We start from the raw sequence: 22,428 nt of genomic DNA on the forward strand, positions 1-22,428 counted from the left end.
TTCAAATAGCACGGATACGGTTTTGGCGAGCCCTATTGGAAACAGCGGTACAGAAGCCATGGCAATAAGAAACCCCGCCGGGCGGGGTTGCGGAACGGTCGCTAGCATTATTTTGTCGCTGCAATCCAGGCTTCCAGTTGCGCGACGGCGGGGGCGATCTGCGGATGGCTGGACCACGTTGCATCCACCGGCGCACTGGGGGTGGCTTCGTCATCGGCGTTGTCGAGGTAGAGCGCGGCGATGGCGGTGGCGGTTGCGGCACTGGTGTCCGTTTGCAGGCTGCGCCAGTAGTCGAGTGCGCTGGCGAAGGCGAGGTTGCGCGGTGCGACATTGTCGGCGGGGTAATCGTCACCGAGGGCGGCGGCGACTTGATCGAGACTGTCGAGTTCGGCGCCGATGCGGCGTTCGTTCCAGTCCTGTTCGCGCACAAGCAGGCGCAGACGGCGGTAGTGCGGCTGTTCGATGGTGAGTTCCTGCGCGACTTCTTCGTCGCGCACCTGGGTTTCCAGCGCGGTGATGACTTTGCGCGCGAAGCGTTCCAGCGCAACTTTGCCGTGCTCTTGCAGTTGGGTGTGCAGATGGTCGAGGGTGTCCTGATAGTTCATGGTTTACTCGCGGTTGGCGCCGAAGACGGCAGTGGTTTCGGGATGATTCTGGCGGTTGACGGCTGCCGGCAGGCTGAACTGGCCGACGAGGTGTTGCGCATTCGGCCCGGCGAAGGTGGCGTCCAATACGCCGCCGCTGTACGGCACGGGGTTTTCCAGCGTGCGGTCGTTGTAGTGGACGTTACCGCTGACGCTGTTCCCGGCGATGGTGCCCTGCACGTCCAGCGCCTGGCCACCGACCGCCGAGAGGCCGCGCACGTTGCCGCTCACTGCACGGCTGCCGAAATCGACGGCGAGGCGGATTTGCCCGTCTTCGTTGTCGCGGTAGATGACGTTGCCGGCGTAGCTGGCTGTGCCATGACGTGGCATGGCAGCGGTGGGCGTCGGTTGCAGGACGTGGAAATGGCGGTAGCGGTCGCCGCTCGCGTGGAAGCTGCCGAAGGTGGCGTAGGAGAGGTTGCGGTAGAGCAGGGCGGCACCGCCGCGTGTCCGGGTTCGGAAGGCGCCGTTGCCACCGTTGAAGGTATAACTGCTGTCGCGGTCAACCGTTGCGATACAGCTGCGGCAGACGCTGCTTCCCGGGAAATAGCGCATCACGCCGTCGCCATCGACGCGCGCCGTCGTTACGCGAAAGCCGTTCAGGCGGCGCCACTGCGCACCGGGCGTCGTCGTGCCACTGTCGCCGCCGATATTGCCGGGCGGCACGAAGGCACCGCCGCCGATGTTGCCGCCGTTGTCGTTATGGTTGCGCTGCTGCCCGTTGTGGTAGGTGTTGACGGTGAAGCCGGGGCCGTTGATGGACACGGCGACGTCGTTGCCGCCGCAGGCGGCGAGCAGCAGGGCGGACGCGAGCGCACAGAATCCGTTACTGAAGCGCATGGATAACCTCCTGATTACAAAAATCTCATTGTAGCGCACAGACGCAAACTCGTCGGGCGCAGGCCGCGCCCATCCGCCGCCCGCCATACCTCGTAGAAACCGAGCGCCTGCCAGAATGCCGCCAGTTCCGCGCTGTGGCCGTAACTCACCCCTAGCGGCGCGGGGCAGGCTGCCTGTGCCGCCTGAATCAGCGCCGTCGCGATGCCTTGCCGCCGCAGGGCGGGATGCACAGCGATGCGGCTGATGCGCGCCCAGGGGTGGTTGAAACGCGCCTCCTGGGTGCGGGTGAGCAACTGCTGCAACAGCAGCCGCCCCTGCGGTCGCCGCTCGCCGCGCAACACCGCCGCCGCGAGCTCCTTCGGCAGCGGCGATTCCAATAAAATCGACAGCACCCCCGCCACCCGCGCACCGTCGGCGGCGACGAACAGCATCTGCTGCGGCAAATCCAGCAGACGTTTCAAATCCTCCGGCGTGGTGCGGTAATGCGCGGCAAAGAGCAGGGCAAACACCGCCTGCAACAAGACCTCATCCGCCGCCAGTTCTGCCCGCCCGACCTGACGCACCGTCCATGAAGCCGGTGCCTCCCCCAGCTCCGGTTGCAACAAAAACGCCGCATCCAGCACCGCTTCCAGCGCGTCGCCATGCGCAAAGCGCCACGCCTGCCGCTCGACGATGACCTCCGCACCATCACGCGCGACGAGCTGCGGCAGCACCTGCAAGGAAAACACCCGCCCGTGTCCCTCATAGCCGTCCTCACTGGCGGCGAGCGCATAGCGCGGGAAACGCGCCGTCAGCGCCAAAAGCTGCGCGGGCGGCACGGCAGAGGCTTCATCGACCAGCAAAACATCCGCTTGTGGCGCACGGAAGAGTGCGTCATCCGGCGAGAGGAAAAAAACGTTATCCATATCCGCCAGCAGCTGTTGCAAGCGGGTGAGATTGCTGCGAAACGGCGCCACCACCAGTAGCCGTTTCTCCGCCCCCAACCAGCGCGCCTTCGCCGCTAAACGTGATGACTTGCCACGTCCGCGCCGCCCAACGAACACCTGCGGCCCCTCGCTGAACTGCACCACCTCCGCTTCCGGCGCGGCATCCGTTGCCACCATCTCATTTGAGGCGAAGTGGCGCAGGCGGGCATTAAAAAAATCCGCGCAACCGTCGGTGGGGAGGCCAAAATCCAGCAGGCGGCGGTGATCGGGGTCGCCGTCCGGATAGGCGGGCGGCAAATACAGGCGCAGGTCGTGCCCGTCCGTGACCGTTCCCGCCAGCGCGGTAAACGCGTTGGGGAACAGACCGCCGCTGGCGTCGTAGCACAAACCATCGCGCGACTGCCCCAAATAGCGGCGAAAATCGCGCAAGGCCAGATCGCGCCCGAATACCCCGCTCTCGGGCAAATTCCCCGCTTCGACCAGCCGCAAACGCCGCATAATGCCTCCTCCAATCATGACTGACTGGCAATGCTATCATCCCGCCCCTATGAACACCCCTCCAGCCCTCACCCTGCCCCTGCGTGGCCGCGCCCTCATCGAAGCCTCTGCCGGCACCGGCAAAACCTGGACGCTCACCGGCATCATCCTGCGCCTGCTGCTCGAAACCGCTACCGCCCCGAGTGACATCATCGCCACCACCTTCACCCGCAAAGCCGCCGCCGAAATGCAGCACCGCGTGCGCGACCGCCTGGACACCTTGCGCGAGCGCCTCAAAAACATCGCCGATGCCTACCTGACGGATCAAACCCTGCTGGATGACGACGACGCCCTCGCAGCCCGCCTCGGCGCACAGCTTGACCGCGCGGGCGAAACCGACCCCACCAACCGCCACCTCATCCTCGCCCCCGTGCGCGAACGCGGCCTGGACGGCCTCATCCACCTCTACCGCCGCATCGAAGACACCCGCATCGCCCTGGACGAACTCACCATCGGCACCCTCGACAGCATCTGCCAGCGCTGGCTCATCGAAAACGCGCTGGAAACCGGCAGCGACGAACACCTGCAAATCAACGAACACAGCAGCGCCAACCTCGACACCATCCACGATCACCTGCGCCGCATCCGCCACGAACTCGCCCAGGCCCACCCCGCCGAATACGCCCGCCTCGTCGCTGGCGGCGGCCTGCACGACAGCGACGCCTACCTGGGTGCCGTTGCCGCCGCGACCCGCTACAACGAAGCCGCCATCACCCCCGTCACCCCGCCGGACGCAGCCGACAGCGCCGCTACCCGCGCCGCCCTGCGCGACTTTGACCCCGCCCTCATCGCCGATTGGCAGACACTTACCGACAGCGACGCACTCCTTGCCGCCACCCGCAAAGACGCCGCCTGGAAAAAACACCGCGCCGCCCTGCCCGCGCTTATCGCCCAACTACGCGACAACCGCCCGCTGGACGACGCCTGCACTGCCCTCGCAGCCGGCATCCTCGACCCCAAATTCAACAAAGGCCACGACGCCCTCGCCGCCCGCTACCACGACCACCCGCTCACCACCCTGCTGCGCGCCGCCCTCGCCCACCAGCACGACCACGACACCCTCGATGCCGCTGCGACCGCCGCCCTCATTGCCGCCGTCCGTGCCGAACTGCCCGCCGCCCGCGAACAGCGTGGAGAAACCACCTTCAACGACAAAATCACCCGTCTGAACCGCGCCCTGGAAGGCCCGCACGGTGCCGCACTCGCCCGCTACCTCACCCACCGCTACCCCGTCATGCTGGTGGACGAATCCCAGGACCTCAACCACGACCAGGCGCGCCTGCTCGAAAACACCTACCTGCGCGACGATACCGCGCCGCCGCGCAGCTTCCTCCTCCTCGTCGGCGACCCCAAACAGGCCATCTACGGCTTTCGCGGCGGCGACGTCGCCAACTACAACCGCCTCAAACAGCACATTGCCCCCGCCGACCGCCACCAGCTCCTCACCAACCACCGCAGCGCCGCCAACCTCATCGCGGCGCACAACGAACACTACACCCATCACGACAACGACCGCCTCGGCGACAACATCCACTACCACCCCGCCAGCGCCGCCAACCTGAAAAACCGCATCGTTGACCACCACGGCAATCCCATCGCCGCCCCCCTCATCTGGATGGACAGCGGCCAGAACCAGGACGAAGAAACCGACAAAATCGCCGCCCTCACCGCACAACTCCTCGCCGAAACCTCGCCCTACGCGCGGCGCAACGACGACGGCAGCCTGAGCCGCATCCGCCCGCGCGACATCCAAATCCTCATGCGCAGCAACAACGGCCTCGTCACCCTGCAACAAAAACTGCACCGGCACGGCATCGACAGCGAACTCCAGCACGAACAAAACCTCTTTACCGGCAGCGTCGCCCGCGCCTTCGCCGACCTGCTCGCTGCCATCCGCGACCCCGAAAACAGCGCCCACCACAACCGTCTCCTCTCCGGTCCCTACTACAACAAAACCCAGGCCGACCTCGACCACCTCGCCGCCATCGAACAAGGCGAAAACGAAGCAGCGGCAGACGAATACACCCTCGCCGACCTGCGCGCCGCCCTGAACCGCGCCCGCGCCCAATGGCAAAGCGGCGGCCTGCTCGCCGCCCTCACCCCGCTGCTTGACCACCCCAAACACAGCATCTGGCAAACCCTCGCCGCTGCCCCCTACCCCGACAACCACCGCCACCTCCTCGACCTGCGCCACATCCAGCAACTGCTCGCCGAACGCCCGCCCGAACAAAACCCCGCCCATTACAGCCGCTGGTGGCAACGCCAACTCGCCGATCCGCCCCAGGCCGACTGGGCCACCGTGCCGCCTTTGTTGCTGCCGCCGGGGGCGAGGATGACGATGGGCGCTTGCAGGCCTTTGGCTTTGTGGATGGTGAGGAGTTGTACGTCGTTTGTGCCCGGCAGCGGCGGCAGCAACAAAGGCGGCAACCGCGACAGTGGCGTCCGCCTCTACCCCGTGCGCGACGGCGACCGCCTCAGCCTCAGCCCGTACAAACCCGAAGGCAACGCCAAAACAGAAAACGAACGCCACGAAGACGAAGAAAACCGCCGCCTGCACTACGTCGGCATCACCCGCGCCGAAGACCTGCTCATCATCGCCAAACGCCATAAAAGCCCCGCCAAACCCAGCGAAGCCCTCTACCAAAGCCAGACAGAAAGCCCGCACAGCCAAATCCTGCCGGAAGGCGTCAGCCTCAGCCAGCACGAACGCGTCCTGCCTGCCGCCGTCGCAGAAACACCTGCTGCCGCGCCAAACGGCGAAGCCGAACCCTGGCCGCGCAAACACTACTACGGCTGGCAGCGCACCAGCTTCACCGCCCTCAGCCGCGACACCGACAACCACACCGCCATCGACCTCGCCGACTACGCCGTTGCCGAACCCCGCGACAACGCAGCGGAACCCACCTCTGACGACGCCGACATCCGCTACACCTTCCCGCGCGGCCCGGCGGCGGGCAGCTACCTGCACGCCATCCTCGAACACACCCACGGCGACCACCGCGCCGACTGGCGGCAAACCCTCAGCCGCCACGCCGCCGAATGGCAAATCCCGCTGGATGACGCCGGCCTCAGCGCCTGCGAACAATGGCTGGCGGACATCTATGCCGCGCAGTGCCCGCAAAGCGGCATCAGCCTCGCGGCAAGCAAACGCGGCGCCCACCGCAGCGAATACAGCTTCAGCCTCGCCCTAGATGACCGCGACCCGGCCAACATCGACCGCATTGACGCCCTTTTCACCGCCTGCGGCCTCCCCCTCGGCCTCAAAAAAAACCACAAACACTACCGCTACCTGCGCGGCGAAATCGACCACCTCTACAAGCACGGCGGGCGCTACTACATCCTCGACTACAAATCGAACCACCTCGGCGACAGCCCCGCCGCCTACAACGCCGCTGCGCTCAAACAGGCGATGGACGACCACCACTACTGGCTGCAAGCGGCCATCTACCAAGTGGCGCTACACCGCCTGCTGCAAACACGCCTGCCCGATTACGACCCCGAAACCCACCTCGGCGGCGTCGAATACCTCTACCTGCGCGGCGTGGACAGCACCGACCGCACAAACGGCGGCCTCGGCCACCGCTACCCGACCGACTTCATCCTCGCGCTTGACCGCGAATTCGGCTACCAGAACCCCTACCCGCGCCAAACCGCATGAACGCACTCGCCCACTACCTCGCCGCCCGGCACGGTTGCCCCGCTTGTGGCGACAGCCTCGCCGTCCTCCTCACTGCCCTGCAAGACGCACACGACAACGGCGACACCCTGACCATCCTCAAAGACAACACCGCAGCAAACGCCCCACCCGTAACCGATAGCAGCACCAAAACCCCTCCCCCGGCGGACAGCCGCACAGAAAAAAACCCTCACTCGGCGGACAGCGGCACAGCAAGAGCTCCTTCCCTAGCAGATAGCGGCACAGAAAAAGCCCCTCCCCCCATGGGGGAGGGGTTGGGGTGGGGTTAAAACAAACCAGCCATACCATCACTGTCCCCCGCTTACTTGGGGATGATACCGGGGATAGCGAAGAACCCTCCCCCCGCTTGCGGGGGGAGGTGCTGCGAAGCAGCGGAGGGGGGGTGTCACCCGACACACCCCCCATCACCGCCGCCATCCTTGCAACCCTCGCCGCGCATGGCCTCATCGGTGACGGCAGCCAGCCCACACCACTGGTGCGCCACGGCGACCGCCTTTGGTACTACCGCAACTATCAGAACGAAGCCCGCCTCGCCGCCGCCATCCACGCGCGCCTTGCCACAGACGGACAAAGCGCCGACGCGGCAGCACCCGCCGCCGACCCCAACCTGCGGCCGGAACAACAGCACGCCGTCGCCCTCGCCCGGCGCCACCGCCTCACCCTCATCAACGGCGGCCCCGGCACCGGCAAAACCCATACCCTTGCCCACCTCATCGCCGCCGAACTGCACGAACACCCCGCACGCCGCATCGCCCTTGCCGCGCCGACCGGCAAAGCAGCGAACCGCATGGAAGAAAGCCTGGCGCGGGCGACCGCCCATCTTCCCGCCGCCGCGCAAGACGCCGTCCGCCGCGCCACTGGCCGCGCCCGCACCCTGCACCGCCTGCTCGGCATCGGCACGAACGGCGTTCCCCAATACCACGCCGCGCGCCACCTGCCCTACGACGACATCATCATCGACGAAGCCTCCATGCTCCCGCTCGAACTCGCCGCCGCCCTCTTTGCCGCCACCGCTCCCGACACCCGCCTCATCCTCCTCGGCGACGCCGACCAGCTCGCCGCCGTCGAACCCGGCGCCATCCTGCACGACCTCAGCCACCACCCCGCCCTGCAAGCACACCGCATCACCCTGCACGAAAGCGCGCGCTTCACCGCTGACAGCGGCATCGGCCAGCTCGCCGCCATCCTCGGCAGCGGCGAGACACGCGGCGCGCGCCTTGTTGCTGCGCTCGAAGCGATGGCAGTAGATTTCCCCCCTTCCCGCCGCGACGAAGCACAACAGCACGACACACCGCAAGAAACACCCCCTCTCCCGCTTGCGGGGGAGGGCCGGGGTGGGGGTGTCCCGCACAGCGGGATGACGACAACCAAAACCAACCACCGCGCACAGACACCCGCCATCCACTGGCAGCCCACGCCCAGCGCCGATACCTACCGCGACCTCCTTGCGCCCTACGGCGACTACCTCGCCCTGCTGCAAAACCCCGCTGCCGACCCGGAAACACTGCTCGCCGCCTACGACCAGTACCGCATCCTCTGCGCGGGACACCACGGCGCGCTCGGCACAGCGCGCATCAACGCCGCACTGCGCCTCCTGCACCAGCGCGCGCACCACCTCGACACCACGCACAACCACTACCACGGTCTGCCACTGATGATCCTCGCCAACGACCACCGCCAGCAACTCTACAACGGCGATACCGGCATCTGCCTCGACAGCCCACACGGCCTGCAATTGCACCTGCCCGGCCGCGAGCCCGTGCCGCTCGCCCGCCTCAATCCGGCAAACCTCGCCGATGCCTACGCCCTCACCATCCACAAATCGCAAGGCTCCGAATATGCGCGCGTGGCGCTGGCCCTGGACGCGCACAGCGAACGCCTGCTCAGTCGCGAACTGCTCTACACCGGCATCACCCGCAGCAAAGGCGCGCTTGACCTCTACGCCGATGCAGCGACCCTCAGCCACGCCGCCGACACCCCGACCCAACGCAGCACCGGCCTCGCCTGGCACCTCAGCCGCCAAGAGGCGTAAATGCGGGCCTCATCAACGGGATAAATGCCCGTTTGTTGTAGAGACGTTGCCTGCAACGTCTCCATCCTAGCTATCAGCCTGCACCAAACCCCGTTAAGCGGGGTAGTTACTGGGCCCGCCAAGCGGGATAAACGCTGGGTTTGTGGGCAGGGCATGGTGCCAAGCGGGATAAATCCTGGGTTCGTGGGAAGGGTAGGGCGCCAAGCGGGATAAAACCTGGGTTCATGGCGAGCCGTCAAGCGGGATAACACTGGGCTCATAGCGTGAGCCGTCAAGCGGAATAACCACGGGCTTCTTGTTTTTTGAGACATTGCAGGCAACGTCTCTACATTTTTCTCTCTGCCGTAGTGCTGTTGTGCGATGCGAATGTCGTCAAGCGGCGTCGTTACTGGGCCCGTCAAGCGGGTATCACCAGGCTGCTTATCTATAAAACATGGCGCTCTGCTGTTTTGGCCAGCGTAATCGGCTGTAAAGAAACCGCCCTTCGGGGCGGTTTCTTATGGCGGGCAGGTTTGGGTCAGCGGCTGCTGTCCGGGCGCGTCGGGTCGGCAATTTCGCCGCTGATGTGGTGCGCGTCGAAGCAGGCAAGCAGGGCTTCCAGTCCTTCACGGTTGAGCAGTTCAATTTCGCCGGCGTAGAGCGGCATCAGGCAGTAGATATTGATGCGGTTGCCGTCTTTGCTGCGGTAGGTGCCGAAGTCGTGCGAGTGGCTGACTAGGGGCGGCAGGATGGTCACGCCGCTGAATGGGGTATCGGCGATCGGTGTCATCGGGTTGCCGTTCGGGAAGAGGTTGCCGATGGCAATCCAGTTGTCCCGGCTCTGGGCGTAGTCCGCCAGCATCGACAGCCAGACGATCGGCCAGTAGCCCTGTTCGCTGTGCAGGTTCTTCGAGCTGAGTTGCCAGTCGGGCGGCAGCATGATCATCAGTTCGGCGCGCTCGCGCTGGGCGCGGCGCGGGCCATCCGGGACGTCCATTGGCCGGTCGGAGAGCCCGCTGGTGATCAGGGCGTGGTAGGGGTGCTCGTCGCCGGGCGGCAGCCAGAGCAGGTCGATGCTGCTGTCGCTTTCTTCCCGCTTGAAGGTAGCGGCGATGGGGCCGATGTGCTGCTCAATGTGCGCGCGGATTTCGCTGCGGTAGCTGTGGTTTGCGGCGGCAAGCTGCGGCGGGTCGTCGTTTTCTTCGGGGTAGAGGGTGTAGCTGAGGAAGGTGTAGAGCCATTCGTCGAAGCTGTCGTAGTCGGTGATGATTTCGTAGTCTTCGCCGCTGTAGATGACGAGTGGTTGTCCCGTGTTGCCGTCTTCGGTCGGCGCGTAGTCGAGCGCGATGATGATGTCGCCCATTTGGTAGATGGGCAGCCACATGGGGTGGTAGTAGTAGGGCTGGGTCTGGCTGCTTTCTCCGGCATCGGGGCGTTCGGTGGTGGCGGGGTCGCTGCCGAGGCGGGCGGCGAGTTTGTCGCGCCAGGCGGCCTGCGCGGTGGCGATGGCGTCGTGGCCGATCCAGTATTCGCGGTTGTCGGCGGTGGGATGTTTGTAGCCGTTGTAGGCGTGCCAGATGGTTTTGAGGTTGTCGGGGAAGCGGATGCCGTTGATGTGTTCGGTGATGCGGATGTCGTTCGGGCTGGCGGGCGGGTTCAGCGTGAGCGCCGGGTTGAGTCGCTGGTAGGTGAGGTATTCGTCGATGAGGGTGGTCAGGCCGACGGTGTGGTGGCTGGCGCCGAGGGCGTGCGCGTGGCTGTCGAACCACAGTGCGAAGCTGTCGTCGAGGTGGATGATGTCACTGGTGGTGGGGTCAGTGTTGATTTTGGTGTAGATGATTTGTCCGCTGCTGCCGCCCGCTTCAGGATCGAAATCGACGCAGTAGAAGCCTTCGTTATCAGCCATGAAGGGCAGCCAGAAGGGGTTGTAGAGGGTGTTTTTGGCCAACCCTTCGGCGTCGATATGCGGCAGGCGGACGTTCGGCCAGTGTTTGCCATAGTAGGTTTCGCAGAATTCGCGCCATTCTTGCTGTTTGCCGTAGATTTCTTCCAGACCAAGCCAGCGCGGTTCGCCCGGCGGGATGAGTTCGTGGATCTGCCCGTTGAAGGCGCGGTAGATACTGGCAAGGCTCTCCGGCAGACGGATGCCGTGTTCGCTTTCGAAGTTTTTCAGGTCGGCTTCGGTCGCGCCCGGATTGAGCGCACTGCTGAGGCCGCGGGCGGCAAAGGTTTCGAGGTAGTGGCGCAGGCTTTCGGCGGTGTCCATGTTGGTGTTTTTGGCTGTGATTTGCCCGGCATTGTACGGGCTTTTTGCCCAGGCGGCGCGTAGAATGCGGCCTGTTTTCTTTTGTTGAGGTGTTTATGTTCGCTTTTTCTGAAACAGCCCGCTTGTTCAGTTTTCCGGTGTTTTTTGATGGTGGCGTTGCGCCGTTTGTGAAGGATGATTTGGCGTCGTTTGCCCTTGCCCAGCCGCAGGTGCGTGCGCAGGCGCGTCCGGATGATGTGCTGCTTGGGCTCACGGCGGATGCGGGGCAGGTGCGGGTAGTGTTCGTGTTTGTGGTCGATGAGGTGTTGCCGTGGCCGGAGTATGCAGCGAAAACGCGCAGCGAATGGCGCAACCGCGTGCCGCACAATGTGCTGGATGCTGCCGATGCAATATGGCCGCCGCAGAGCCGTTTCCCGTTGTCGTCATGGTCAGGGCATGGCGAGGGCGATTTCGGGCGCGATGTAGAAGTGGGACGCCATGTGCTGCTCAGTCGCCGTTTCTGGTATTTCGGGCGGGGCGACAAGGTAGCAGTGCTGTTGCCGCCGGATTTGCAGGCGTTGCTGCCCGCCGAAGGCTTCCGCGCCGGGGCGAATGAAACATGGCGGGCACACTTTGCCGAGGTATTCAATGCCGCATTGGCTGCCGCCGGGGTGCAGGCGTATGGCTGCTACGGTCAACCGCAGCATCAGCCCGAGCTGGAAGGCTTTGATTTTGTGATGTCGTGCAGCACGTTGTCCGCCAGTGCGGATGGTTGCGGGGCGCAGGTGGAAGGGCGCGTTGCGCTGGACGTGCTGCGTGATGCCGAGCGTGCAAGTGATGCCGTTGACGAGCGTTTTGATTAAAGGAAGGTAAAATTTCTTTGCTTTTTGCAGGTCGGATTATTACAATTTCTACACGACAATTTAACCTTTAACACGCCTCACCGTGGCCCACAAGGAGCGTCAACCTGCTTCGAGTAGGGTTTTCGCCGTAATTTTTTAAGGATGTTTTTATGGCTGCGACACACAATTATTACCGCATTCTGGGTGTCCCCAGTACCGCCGGTGTCCCGGAAATACGCAATGCTGTCAGTGCATTGCGCAAGCGTGACGCCGCCGGCAGTTACACCGCAACCCTCAACACGATTGAGGAGACGTTGAGTGATCCGCAAAAACGCAATGCTTATGACGACCAGCTGGGGCTAACGGCGGGACTGCGTGGCGATTATTACGTTGCCATCCAGGCACAGGCAGAACCGAAGAAACAGACATTTGTCGATGTGACCGGGCGGGAATACGGTTCTGAAGAAGCGCTGCGCAATGCGCAGCAGGCGCGCTATAACCAGATGGCGGCTGAGCTGGAAGATTGGGAAAAGGGTCTGACGGCACGTGATCATCTGCTCTCCAGCGGACGCGCGATGCTGTTCCTCGGCATGCTGGCTCTGGCCTTGGCCATCGCCTTTTTTTCCGGTAAGCCGTTTTACGATGATTATCGCGCCAAGCAGCAATCAGAAGAAGCCTATGTTGCCTTGAGCAATGCGGGCAACGAGGTCATGTCGCTCATCCGCAGCAATAAGGTTTTCCCTTCCAGCTATAGCAACGATGGCGAGTACTACCACATCGGTGTGGAAGGGGATAATGCCATCAAGCTGAGTTTCAACCAGAATGCTTACAACGGCCTGCAAGGCAGCAGCATTACCTTCGAGCTGTATCAGATTCCTAACGCGGGGGTGGACTGGCGTTGTCACTCCGATTTGCCGGAAGAATATATTCCGGTGCGTTGTCCCAAGTAATTATTCAATGCCTTTCTCCGGGGACAGGCGGCGTAGCAATACGTCGCCTGTTTTTTTGTGCCCGTTGCCGGTCGCTTCAATTCTCGGTGTCGCTAGCGAATTGCAGCGGCTGGATCATTTCCAGGCGCTTGATGCCGGCGGCATTCACCACCAGGCGCACCAGCTCGCTTGCTTGCTGCCCGGCATAGTCGATATGCCGGATCATGTAGATGTGGTAGATGCGTTCGCCCCGGCTGTCGCCGTTTTCGTCTTCGGGCAGCGGCAGCGGCTCGAAGAGGTTGTCGATTTGTTTCAGGAAGTCGGCGATGTTGAAGCGGGTGATGTCCACGATGGAATACTGGGTGCGCTCGAACAGTGCCGGGCGGTTGTGCAGGGTCACGTCTTTTTTGTAGAGGAGGATGTCTTCGTCGCGCTGGTCGTTCAGCAGTTGCAGCCAGTGCCCCCGCTCACGCAGGGCGGCGATATCCGGTGGTAGCAGTTCGTGTTCGACGAAGCGGTAGTTTTCGCGGCAGTCACCGACGATGGTTTTTTCGTCGCGGTAGATGAGCAGGCGCCGGTCGGGAATCCATTTGCGGAAGAGGCGCAGCAGTTGTTCGCGGCCAATGTCTTTCATGCGGTCTTTGAAGATGTAGGCGATGACGACGGCCATGAAGAGGTTGCTGCTGAGTGCGCCGTATTTGCCCTGCCAGAAGAAGGCGACGAAGGTGGCGAAGATCATGGCAATCGCCGCCGCCACCGCATAGACGGTGTGCATGAGCAGCGGGTTGCCTTTTTTGCGGCGCACGTCGAGGTAGAGGTAGCGGTTGATGTATTTTTTCAGGGCGCTCCAGCGGTAGAGCACTTCTTCGTTCTTGCCGGTGGCATTCGGCATGCTCGCCGGGTAGTGCGCGCGGCAGTAGGCGGTTTCTTCCCGCCACAGGGTTCGGATGGCGGCGCGCGCGGGCACATCGGCAGGGGCGGCGAGGCGGCGCAGGTATTGCACGGTCATCAGCGTGATGTATTCGTCGCAGTAATGGAAGGCGACGGAAGAGAGGCGCGCCTCTGCCGCTGCGGCGAGTGGTGCCAGGGCACGGTAGGCAGCGAGTGCGGCGCGGATGGCAGCGAGGGTGGCGCTGACGGTTTCTGTGTTTTTTTTCTGCGGGTTTTTTTCGATGAGTTTGACGGCGAGGCGCAGGGCGCGTTTATAGGTGAGCGCGTAGCGTTTCAGGGTGTTTTCGTAATCGTCTAGCGTCAGCGTCGGGTCGTCGCGGTGGGCGGCGAGCCAGGCGGCGAGGATCTCAAGCGCGCCGCCCGCTTCGCTGAGGTGGGCGATTTTTTCGGTCGGCGGGCGCAGGCGGACGTAGTTTTTCAGGCTGCGGCGGAAGTCGCCGGTGGTATAGAAGTCGGGATTGATTTGCAGGGCGGAGGGCAGGAAGAACCAGGTATCGATGCGGTAGCGGATTTCTTTGGCGTGGCGGTCGAAGAGGACTTTCTGCTTGATTTCAAGCTGGTGTTTGCCATGCGCCTTGACGGATTCTTTGATCATGCCCTGTCCCTGTTTTTACCCCCTCTGTAAAAGAGGGGGATGCTTTACCACAAGCGGCTGTTAAAGCCCATGAGCGGCATGACGTAGTGCGTCCACAGGATGAGGATAATCCAGATAAGGATGAGCTGGATGATGCCGTATTTGAAGGAATCGCCGGTGGAGTACTGGTCGGTGAGGTAGCTGATGTTGGCAGGCTTGGAGTTGAAGTAGAGCACATAAACCTGGTTGATCATGAAGCCCATCGGCAGGCAGAAGCCGACCAGATCCCAGTGGTAGCGCTGGGCGATGGCGATGATGATCGGGAAGAGGATGATGGTGCGCGCGGTTTTGCTTTCGCTGATGAGGGTGGTGAAGCCGAAGACGGCGCTGAGGACGGCAAAGACCAGCACTTTGCCCGCACCCTGCGGGTCGATGTTCCAGTGGTCGAAGGCGCGGTGCACGTAGAGGCCGACGATGTCGGTCTGATCCATCATGCCGCCCAGCACATAAGCACCGAAGCTGAACATCATCATGTGCCAGGGGATGTCGGCGTCGTTCCATTTCATTACGCCGATGGCGGGCAGGTTGGAGAACGACGGCATGAGCACGGCGCAGGCACCAGCAAGCGCGACGACTTCAGCCTTGATACCTGTCCATTTGCCGGTGCACCACAAGGCCAGCACGATGAGGAAGACGACGCCGGCCTTGATTTCTTTCACCTGAATCTTGCCGAGTTTGTCGTATTCCGCGCGCAGCCGCGCCATACCGCCGGCGAGTTTCGGGCGGCTGTCTTCTTCTTTTATCGGGAAGATGAAGCGCGTACCTGTCCACCAGGCGACCAGGCATTGCACCACCGCGAGCGGGAAGAGGGCGAGGAACCAGTCCTGGTAGGTGACGAGCGCCCCGGCTTTTTCCAGCATGGCGACGGCGAGGAGGTTGGCGGCGGAGCCGGTGAGGAAGGCGCTGGCGGAGACGTTATTGGCGAGCAGGTTGAGCAGCACCATGTTACGCCCGACGTGGTTGCGTGAAGTGCCGCCGGTCGCGCCATAAATGGCGGAAATCACCATGAAGAGCGGCAGCAGCAGCGCGGTTTTCGCCGAAGTGGCGCTGATGAAGGCGCCGAAAATCAGGTTCAGCGCGACGAAGCAGAGGAAGAGCATGGTCAGCCGTTCCTTGGTGCGCAGCACGAGGATGAGCGAAATCCGCTTGGCGAGTCCTGTCGTCACCAAAGCGCTGGCAAGGATGAAGCTGGCGATATTCAGGATCATCACCGGTTCGCCGAGCATGGCGAAGGCGGGGCGCATCTTCATCACCCCGGTGAGGACGACAACGACAATGACCAGCAAGGAAGTGAGGTAATTGGGGATGGCCTCGGTCAGCCAGAGGACGAGCGAAGCGAGGAAAATGCCCATCGCACTGTAACAATGGGCGGGCGGCACCTTCGTCTGCGTTTCAAACAGCTCGATGGTGCCGCACCAGCGCAACTGGAACATCAGGAAGAGCAGCACGGCGAGCGGCACGCCGATCAGTTTCAGGCGCTGCATGATTGGCCCGGCTTTAATTTCCTTGAATTTCTCCAACGAATAATTGCGCATATCGAGCGGGTCGAATGCGGTTTTGTCTATATCGGCCATTATCGACTCCTTATGTATCCCATTGCAGTTATAAGCCGCTGGTCAGTAAGCGGCGCGAGCATTACGCCATACCGACGACCTGCTTTCCGGCTTTCAGATAATTGATATTATCGAGTTGGGCAATGCCCAGTTTTTCAGCGGCGGATTTAATCCCCGCATAATCCTCGCTTTCACAGCAGGCAGTTTCCATCAGGGCACCGTTGAACCATACCTGCGCATATTCGCAGATGATGCCGTCCACACTGAAACCATAACGCATCTTTTCTACCGATACCGTGCATAAATCAGGATGCGCTTTGGCCATTGCCACAAATTCCGCCAATTCATATTGCGCCTTATCAAGGGCAATATCGACTTGCAGGAAACCGAGAATCGTCTGCAAATCGGCTCTACTCACCGGGAACTGGAATTTGCCGCGCGGCTGGAAGATTTCAAAACCTTCCGGCGTTTCGCCGACCTTCAGCTTGATGTCGAGCAGACTGTCGCGCACCTTGACGTTGGCGGCATCCGTTTTTGCCGAGAGAAAATAAATCTCGGCGGGCATACGGCGGGCGGCATACAGCGTCGCTTTCGCGTCCCACATATGCTGCTGCACCCCGTGGATAATATCCTTGCCGAATACGCGGAATTCGGCGCGCGGCGTAATCTTCGCGGCATCAGCGGCAGAAGTGGCGACATTCTTGGCATACGTATTCATGGCGGCCTCTCTATTTATCCCAGGTTGTATAAGGATTCTTGACCAGATTGGAATTGAAATAGCGCGGATCGGATGAAATTTCTTCACCCACCCAGGCGGGTTTCTCGAAAGCCTGCGATTCACTGGCGAGTTCCACCTCGGCGACAATCAAACCGGCATTAACGCCGAAAAATTCATCAATCTCCCACGTCAAACCGGCGAAAGGAATCTTATAGCGCGCCTTTTCAATAATCGGTTTCTCGGCGAGATTCTCCAGCATTTGCACACAATCGGCATGCGGGATTTCATATTCATATTCCTGACGGGTAACACCGACGGTCGGGCCTTTCACCGTGAGATAGGCCTTGTCGTCAATCGTGCGGATGCGCACCGTCCGCTCCTTGGCGCTGTTGAGATACCCCTGGCGATAATGGGTCCCCTTGGCGAGCTGCCGCCAGTCGTCGCCGATTACCAAAAACTTGCGTTCAATTTCTTTGGCCATGATGAGCTCCTGTTATGGATTCAGAGGTGAGTTTGCCACATCAATTCACAAAACAACAATTATTGTTGAGCATAATGCGTATAAGCTGTGCTTATGTGTTGAAACACACGGATGTGCCGCTTGGCGGGCCCAGCAATGACGCCGTTTGACGGGTCCAGCATTTACGCCGCTTGGCGGGGCCAGTATTGACGCCGCTTGGTGGTAAGCCCAGGTTTTATCCCGCTTGACGTGCTGCCCAATCCCAAATTTTGCACGGAAAAATCCCTTCCTCCGCTTGCGGGGGACGGGGCTCCCATGAAAAAATGCTCGCATTTTTTTCATGGGTACCCGGGAAGGTGGCCGAAGGCCGGAAGGGGGGATAAAAAACCAGGATTTATTCCGCCAGCGGCGGCAAGGCGTGTAAAAACTGCATGGCAGCAGGCGAGAGTTTGCGCTGGCGCGGGCGGAGCAGGTAGTAATCCGCATTCAGGGCAAAATTTTCTACCGCCAGCGCCATCAACGTGCCGCGCGCCAGGGCGTCGGTAACCGCGAGGCGCGGCAGCGCCGCCGCGCCAAAGCCTGCTGCGACCAGATCCCGCGCCGCTTCCAGGCTGCCGACGGTAATCAGCGGCGCTGACGGCGCGCGTTTGCCGCCCTGCTTCCTCACCCATTCCTCAATCTTGGCGCGGGTACGCGTGCCCTTTTCGCGCACGACCACGCTCGCCTGCAAAAATTCGTCAAGACGCAGTGGGCGGTGCATATCCAGTAGCGGCGAGCCCGCCGCTGTGACCACCACATACGGTTCGCGGTAGAGCAGGGTCTGTTCGACCTGCGCCGGGCGGCGCGTGCGGCCGGCAAAGCCCAGTTCGGCTTCCTGCCCCGCCACCCAGTCGAATACCTGTCCGGAATTGCCGATGCGGATATTGAAGCGGATTTGCGGGAACCGTTTATGAAAGCGGCGTAGCAGCGGCGGCAGATAGTAGCTGCCCATCACCGCCGAGGCGGCTAGGGTGAGCGTGCCCGCCTGCAACAAGCTGAGATCCTGAAAGACTTGGCCGATTTCGTCGAAAAGTCCGAAGAGGCGGCGGGTATAGCCATAAAGCACTTCCCCCTCGGCGGTGAGCGTGATGGAGCGGCGCGAGCGGTCGAAGAGGGCGACGTGCAGCGCATTTTCCAGTCCTTGCATTTGCTGGCTGACGGCGGGCTGGGTGAGGAACAGTAACTGCGCCGCCCGGGTAAAACTGCCGCTTTGCGCGACGTAGTGAAAGGTTTTCAGGTGTTCGAGATTCATCCGGCTGACCGCCGGCGGCAGGGGTTCCATAAGCGGCTCCGTGAGGGATTGTTCGCATATAGTTAAACATCTAAAAAATCGTAACGGCATTGCGTCGCCTGATCGCAGCAAAAAGCCCCGCTTGTGCGGGGCTTGCCATTGCAGGCGGCTATGGATGTCGGGTTATTTCGGATAAACCATGTTTTCCGGCGCGATGATTTTTTCCAGCTCGTCTTTGCTGAGATAGCCTTTTTCCAGCACGATGTCGTACACCGAGCCGCCGGTACGTTTTGCGGTTTTGGCGACGTCGGAGGATTTTTCGTAGCCGATGTAGGGGTTGAGCGCGGTAACGAGGCCGATGTTCGACAGCACTTGTTCGCGGCAGTGGGCTTCGTTGAGCTGTATGCCGTCGATGCATTTTTCGGCGAAGGTTTCGCAGGCGCGGGAAAGCATGACCATCGCGGTAAAGAGGTTGAAGGTGATGACGGGCTCAAACACGTTCAGTTGCAGTTGTCCCGCTTCGGAGGCGAGCGCGATGCTGTGGTCTATGCCCATGACGTGGAAGCAGGTCTGGTTCACGACTTCCGGGATGACCGGGTTGATTTTGCCCGGCATGATAGAGCTGCCCGGCTGTCTGTCTGGCAGGATGTAGTTCGCCAGCCCTGCGCGCGGACCGGAGCTGAGGAAGCGCAGGTCGTTGGCGATTTTCGAGAGGCGGGTGGCAATCAGGCGCAGGTTGCCGGAGAGGTGGACGTAGGCGCTGGTGTCCTGCGTTGCCTGGATGAGGTCTTGCGCGGTTTTGTACGGTTTGCCGGTGACGGCGGCGAGATGGCGTGCGCAGGCGGGGATGTAGCCAGCCGGGGCATTCAGGCCGGTGCCGATGGCGGTCGCGCCCATGTTCATTTCGTAGAGGCGGCGGCGCGGTTCGTCCAGACGCTCGATTTCGGTCGCAATCATGGTGGTGAAGGCGTTGAATTCTTGCCCGGCGGTCATCGGTACGGCGTCTTGCAGGTGGGTGCGGCCCATTTTCAGTTTGTCGCCAAATTCTTTGCTCTTGCGCGCGAAGCTGTCGTGCAGTTTTTGCAGCGAGCCGATGAGGCGTTCGATGTAGCCGTCAAGGGCGACGTGCAGAGCAGTCGGGTAGGCGTCGTTGGTGGACTGCGATTTGTTGACGTGGTTGTTCGGGTGGCAGTAGTCGTATTCGCCTTTTTTGTGGCCGAGGATTTCCAGGGCACGGTTGGCGATGACTTCGTTGGCGTTCATGTTGGTGGAGGTGCCCGCCCCGCCCTGGATCATGTCCACCAGGAATTGGTCGTGCAGTTTGCCGCTGATGATTTCGTCGCAGGCGGCGCAGATGGCGTCTTTGATTTTGCCGTCCAGCGCACCGACTTCGTGGTTGGCGAGGGCGGCGGCTTTTTTCACTTGCGCGAAGGCGTTGATGAAGGTGCTGAACTGGTCGAGGTGCACACCAGTGATGTTGAAGTTTTCCAGGGCGCGCAGGGTCTGGATGCCGTAGTAGGCGTCGGCGGGGACGTCGCGTTCGCCGAGTAAGTCATGTTCACGTCGTGTTGCTGTCATGAGGGGTCTCCTGTTAGGTTTTGTGTATTTTAACGCTGTGGACTGTGTTTGTAACGTGAATTTCGCTTTTCTTTCCGGAGGATATTACTCAGAAATTCACGAGTCCTTGTTTTTGTTATGTTCTTTGGCTGCGGGATGCTGGCGGTTTTCTGGTGTTTTTCACTTGTTGCGCCGCTTGCACCCCCACTGCATTTCCGCTTGGGTGGCGTGAATATCACTCTTTTGCGGGTGGTTTTGCGGAAAAGCCCGCTAGCGCGGGCTTTGGGTTGTGTGCTGACGCCTTCCGGTGTCTTTATTGCAGGAAGGGTTCGAGCAGTTTGTTGGCTTCTGCTGCGTCAATCAGACACAAGTCAGAGTCATTTTTAGATTTAACAATGTTGCAGTTATAGCGGTAGGCATAACCCACACCGCCATGAATGGCAGGGTCGTACACATAAACCATCATCACATCTTTGATGTCGCTCAAAGGATATTTGGGTATGGCAACGCTGTCTTTCAGCAAGACCGCTGCACAAGGTTGCTTTTGTTCCTCTTCTTTCAAGCAAGGGTCAGCACCTGCAACCCTAACATCAAAGGAAGACGCAGATGCGCTGATGTGCGCGTGCTTGACACGCCCCGTGTTCTGTTCGCTGCTTTTCTCACCAGAGCAGGCGGCGAGCATGATGAACAGGGTTGGAAGCAGGATTTTTTTCATGGTTCACCTCTTTTTGTGCTACGAGGCACGTTAGTCGATGGCGGTGGTTTATGCGGTGGGCCAAGGCCCACCCTACGCGAGTTATGGTTTTTTCGGCGATGTCGCTATTTAAATCGCCTCGGTGTTTTTGATGAGCCAGTAGTGCGCAGCTCCCGTGGTGTGCGGTGCCAGTTTTTCCCGCACAAGGGCGTGGTAGGCGTTCAGCCAGCGGGTTTCCGTCTTGTTCAACAGGGTTTTGTCGATAAGGCGGGTGTCGATCGGGCAGAGGGTCAGGGTTTCGAAGTAGAGGTAGTCGCCGAAGGCGGTTTCCGCCGGGTTTTTGACGCGGCGGTTGACGGCGAGGTTTTCGATACGGATGCCCCACTGGCCGGGACGGTACAGTCCGGGTTCGTTTGAAGTGATCATCCCCGCTTTCATGCCGCTCGCGCTGTGGATGGGCGCGTAGTAGGAAAGCACTTGCGGCCCTTCGTGTACGTTCAGGAAGAAGCCGACGCCGTGACCGGTGCCGTGGCCGTAGTTGCATTGTTCGCGCCACATCGGGGCGCGGCAGACGGCATCCAGCAGCGGGGCGGCGATGCCGTCGGGGAAGATGGTTTCCGCAAGGGCAATATGCGCTTTCAGGACGAGGGTGTAGTCGCGCTGCATGGCGGCACTCGGCGTGCCGATGGGGATAACACGGGTGATGTCGGTGGTGCCGTTCTGGTATTGGCCGCCGGAGTCGATGAGGAGCAGGCCGTCGCGGCCTATTTCGCTGTGGTGTTCCGGGGTGGCGCTGTAATGGGGCAGGGCAGCGTTGGCGTTGTAGGCGGCGATGGTGTCGAAGCTGGGCGAGATGAAGTGTGGCTGCGCGCTGCGGTGGGCGAGGAGGATGCTATCCACGTCGAGTTCGGTCAGCCGCTCACCGGCAGCGAGGCGGGCTTCGAATTCGGCGAAGAAGCCGCACAGCGCCACGCCATCCTGCACCATCGCGGCGTGGGTATGGGCGATTTCGTCTTCGTGTTTGCAGGCTTTGAAAAGGGTGCTGGGGTTGATGGCCTCGATAAGGGTAACGTCGGGGGGGAGTTTGCGCAGGGTACTGACGGCGGTTTTATCCGGATTGAGCAGCAGGCTACCGCTCAGTTTGCCGACGGCGTCAGCGATGGCTTCATAAGCGGCGACGTGGATGCCGGCGGCGGCCAGTGTCGCGGTGGCGGCGGGGTTAAGTTTGGCGGCGTCCACATAGAGGGTGGCATCGTGGTCGTTGATGTGCAAATAGGCGAGGAAGACGGGGTTGTAGGGCACGTCGCTGCCACGCAGGTTAGTGAGCCAGGCGATGTCGTCCAGCGAGGAGATGAGGTGGTGCATGGCGCCTTTTTCTTGCATTGCCGCGCGGACGCGAGCGAGTTTAGCGGCGGCGTTTTCGGGGACGTAGGCGGGGTCATGCGGGTAGATTTCCGCTTTGGGCAGCGCGGGACGGTCGTGCCAGAGCTCGTTCATCAGGTCGTGATGGTGGTTCAGGCGGATGTTTTTCGCGGCGAAGGCCGCTTCCATCTGCCGCTTGGCGGTAAGCGAGAGCATATCGGCGGCGATGCCGACGATGGCACCCTGCGGCAGGTAGTCGGCGAGCGCGTCGATGTGGGTGCGGCCGGCGCCGAGTTTTTGTAATTCGATGCCGCTACCGGCGAGTTGTTGTGTCGCCTGTTCCCAGTAGCGGCTATCCGCCCACAGTTCGGCACGTTCGGCGGTGACGATAAGCGTCGGCACGGAGCCGGTGAAGCCGGAGAGCCAACGCCGCGTCTGCCAGTGGTCGGGCAGGTATTCGGAGAGGTGCGGGTCGGCGGAAGGCGCGACCCAGGCGTCAAGGTTGTGTTGCTGCATAAGCTGGCGCAGGGTGGCGAGGCGTTTGGCGTAGAGGTTCAT

At 61.6% G+C, this 22,428-nt stretch carries 17 protein-coding genes; 5 read left to right on the plus strand and 12 right to left on the minus strand.

Annotated elements, in window-relative coordinates; translation table 11 throughout:
• Positions 1–107: 107 nt before the first annotated feature.
• The 3 genes from LG374_RS07750 to LG374_RS07760 are packed head-to-tail and all read right to left on the minus strand — an operon-like array spanning position 108 to position 2,908.
• Entirely contained in the window at positions 108–605 is a 498-nt protein-coding gene (locus LG374_RS07750) for a hypothetical protein (protein ID WP_225757153.1), read from the minus strand.
• A gap of 3 nt (positions 606–608) precedes the next feature.
• Positions 609–1,484 (minus strand): transferrin-binding protein-like solute binding protein, encoded by an 876-nt coding sequence (locus tag LG374_RS07755; RefSeq protein ID WP_225757154.1) that lies wholly within the window; start codon positions 1,482–1,484, stop codon positions 609–611.
• Positions 1,485–1,498: 14 nt separating this feature from the next.
• Positions 1,499–2,908: a GNAT family N-acetyltransferase gene (locus tag LG374_RS07760; RefSeq protein WP_225757155.1), complete on the minus strand. Its 1,410-nt coding sequence runs from the start codon at positions 2,906–2,908 to the stop codon at positions 1,499–1,501.
• A 49-nt stretch (positions 2,909–2,957) separates the two neighbouring features.
• Between LG374_RS07760 and LG374_RS07765 the strand changes: the two genes are divergently transcribed.
• From LG374_RS07765 to recD, 3 genes are all read left to right on the plus strand, one after another.
• Positions 2,958–6,605 carry an exodeoxyribonuclease V subunit beta gene (locus LG374_RS07765; RefSeq protein WP_225757156.1) on the plus strand — a complete coding sequence of 1,216 codons (3,648 nt, stop codon included), beginning with the start codon at positions 2,958–2,960 and terminating at the stop codon, positions 6,603–6,605.
• On the plus strand, positions 6,602–6,913 hold the full coding sequence (locus tag LG374_RS07770; protein ID WP_225757157.1) for a hypothetical protein: 312 nt from the start codon (positions 6,602–6,604) through the stop codon (positions 6,911–6,913). The genes LG374_RS07765 and LG374_RS07770 overlap by 4 nt, the downstream gene beginning before the upstream one ends.
• A gap of 113 nt (positions 6,914–7,026) precedes the next feature.
• A complete protein-coding gene (gene recD / locus LG374_RS07775) occupies positions 7,027–8,676 on the plus strand; it encodes an exodeoxyribonuclease V subunit alpha (RefSeq protein WP_225757158.1) in 1,650 nt (549 codons plus the stop codon).
• A gap of 517 nt (positions 8,677–9,193) precedes the next feature.
• On the opposite strand, the gene LG374_RS07780 is transcribed toward recD, so the two are convergent.
• Positions 9,194–10,921: a suppressor of fused domain protein gene (locus LG374_RS07780; protein WP_225757159.1), complete on the minus strand. Its 1,728-nt coding sequence runs from the start codon at positions 10,919–10,921 to the stop codon at positions 9,194–9,196.
• 95 nt (positions 10,922–11,016) lie between these two features.
• Here LG374_RS07780 and LG374_RS07785 point away from each other — a divergent pair, with 95 nt between their 5' ends.
• Positions 11,017–11,763 (plus strand): hypothetical protein, encoded by a 747-nt coding sequence (locus LG374_RS07785; protein WP_225757160.1) that lies wholly within the window; start codon positions 11,017–11,019, stop codon positions 11,761–11,763.
• A 149-nt stretch (positions 11,764–11,912) separates the two neighbouring features.
• Complete coding sequence (locus tag LG374_RS07790) at positions 11,913–12,692, plus strand: J domain-containing protein (protein WP_225757161.1); 780 nt, start codon at positions 11,913–11,915, stop codon at positions 12,690–12,692.
• Positions 12,693–12,768: 76 nt separating this feature from the next.
• On the opposite strand, the gene LG374_RS07795 is transcribed toward LG374_RS07790, so the two are convergent.
• The 8 genes from LG374_RS07795 to LG374_RS07830 form a co-directional block, all read right to left on the minus strand.
• Entirely contained in the window at positions 12,769–14,217 is a 1,449-nt protein-coding gene (locus tag LG374_RS07795) for a hypothetical protein (RefSeq protein ID WP_225757162.1), read from the minus strand.
• Between the two features lie 44 nt (positions 14,218–14,261).
• A complete protein-coding gene (locus LG374_RS07800; protein WP_225757163.1) occupies positions 14,262–15,830 on the minus strand; it encodes an SLC13 family permease in 1,569 nt (522 codons plus the stop codon).
• 61 nt (positions 15,831–15,891) lie between these two features.
• Positions 15,892–16,527, minus strand: coding sequence for a hypothetical protein (locus tag LG374_RS07805; protein ID WP_225757164.1), 636 nt, complete (start codon positions 16,525–16,527; stop codon positions 15,892–15,894).
• 10 nt (positions 16,528–16,537) lie between these two features.
• Positions 16,538–17,008, minus strand: coding sequence for a CYTH domain-containing protein (locus LG374_RS07810; RefSeq protein ID WP_225757165.1), 471 nt, complete (start codon positions 17,006–17,008; stop codon positions 16,538–16,540).
• A gap of 373 nt (positions 17,009–17,381) precedes the next feature.
• Entirely contained in the window at positions 17,382–18,308 is a 927-nt protein-coding gene (locus LG374_RS07815; RefSeq protein ID WP_225757166.1) for a LysR family transcriptional regulator, read from the minus strand.
• 132 nt (positions 18,309–18,440) lie between these two features.
• Positions 18,441–19,835 carry an aspartate ammonia-lyase gene (gene aspA, locus LG374_RS07820; RefSeq protein ID WP_225757167.1) on the minus strand — a complete coding sequence of 465 codons (1,395 nt, stop codon included), beginning with the start codon at positions 19,833–19,835 and terminating at the stop codon, positions 18,441–18,443.
• Positions 19,836–20,127: 292 nt separating this feature from the next.
• Positions 20,128–20,529, minus strand: a complete 402-nt coding sequence (locus LG374_RS07825) for a hypothetical protein (protein ID WP_225757168.1) — start codon at positions 20,527–20,529, stop codon at positions 20,128–20,130.
• Between the two features lie 108 nt (positions 20,530–20,637).
• Positions 20,638–22,428, minus strand: coding sequence for an aminopeptidase P family protein (locus LG374_RS07830; protein ID WP_225757169.1), 1,791 nt, complete (start codon positions 22,426–22,428; stop codon positions 20,638–20,640).

The organism is Cardiobacterium sp. Marseille-Q4385 (genome assembly GCF_916618745.1).
Taxonomy (GTDB): domain Bacteria; phylum Pseudomonadota; class Gammaproteobacteria; order Cardiobacteriales; family Cardiobacteriaceae; genus Cardiobacterium.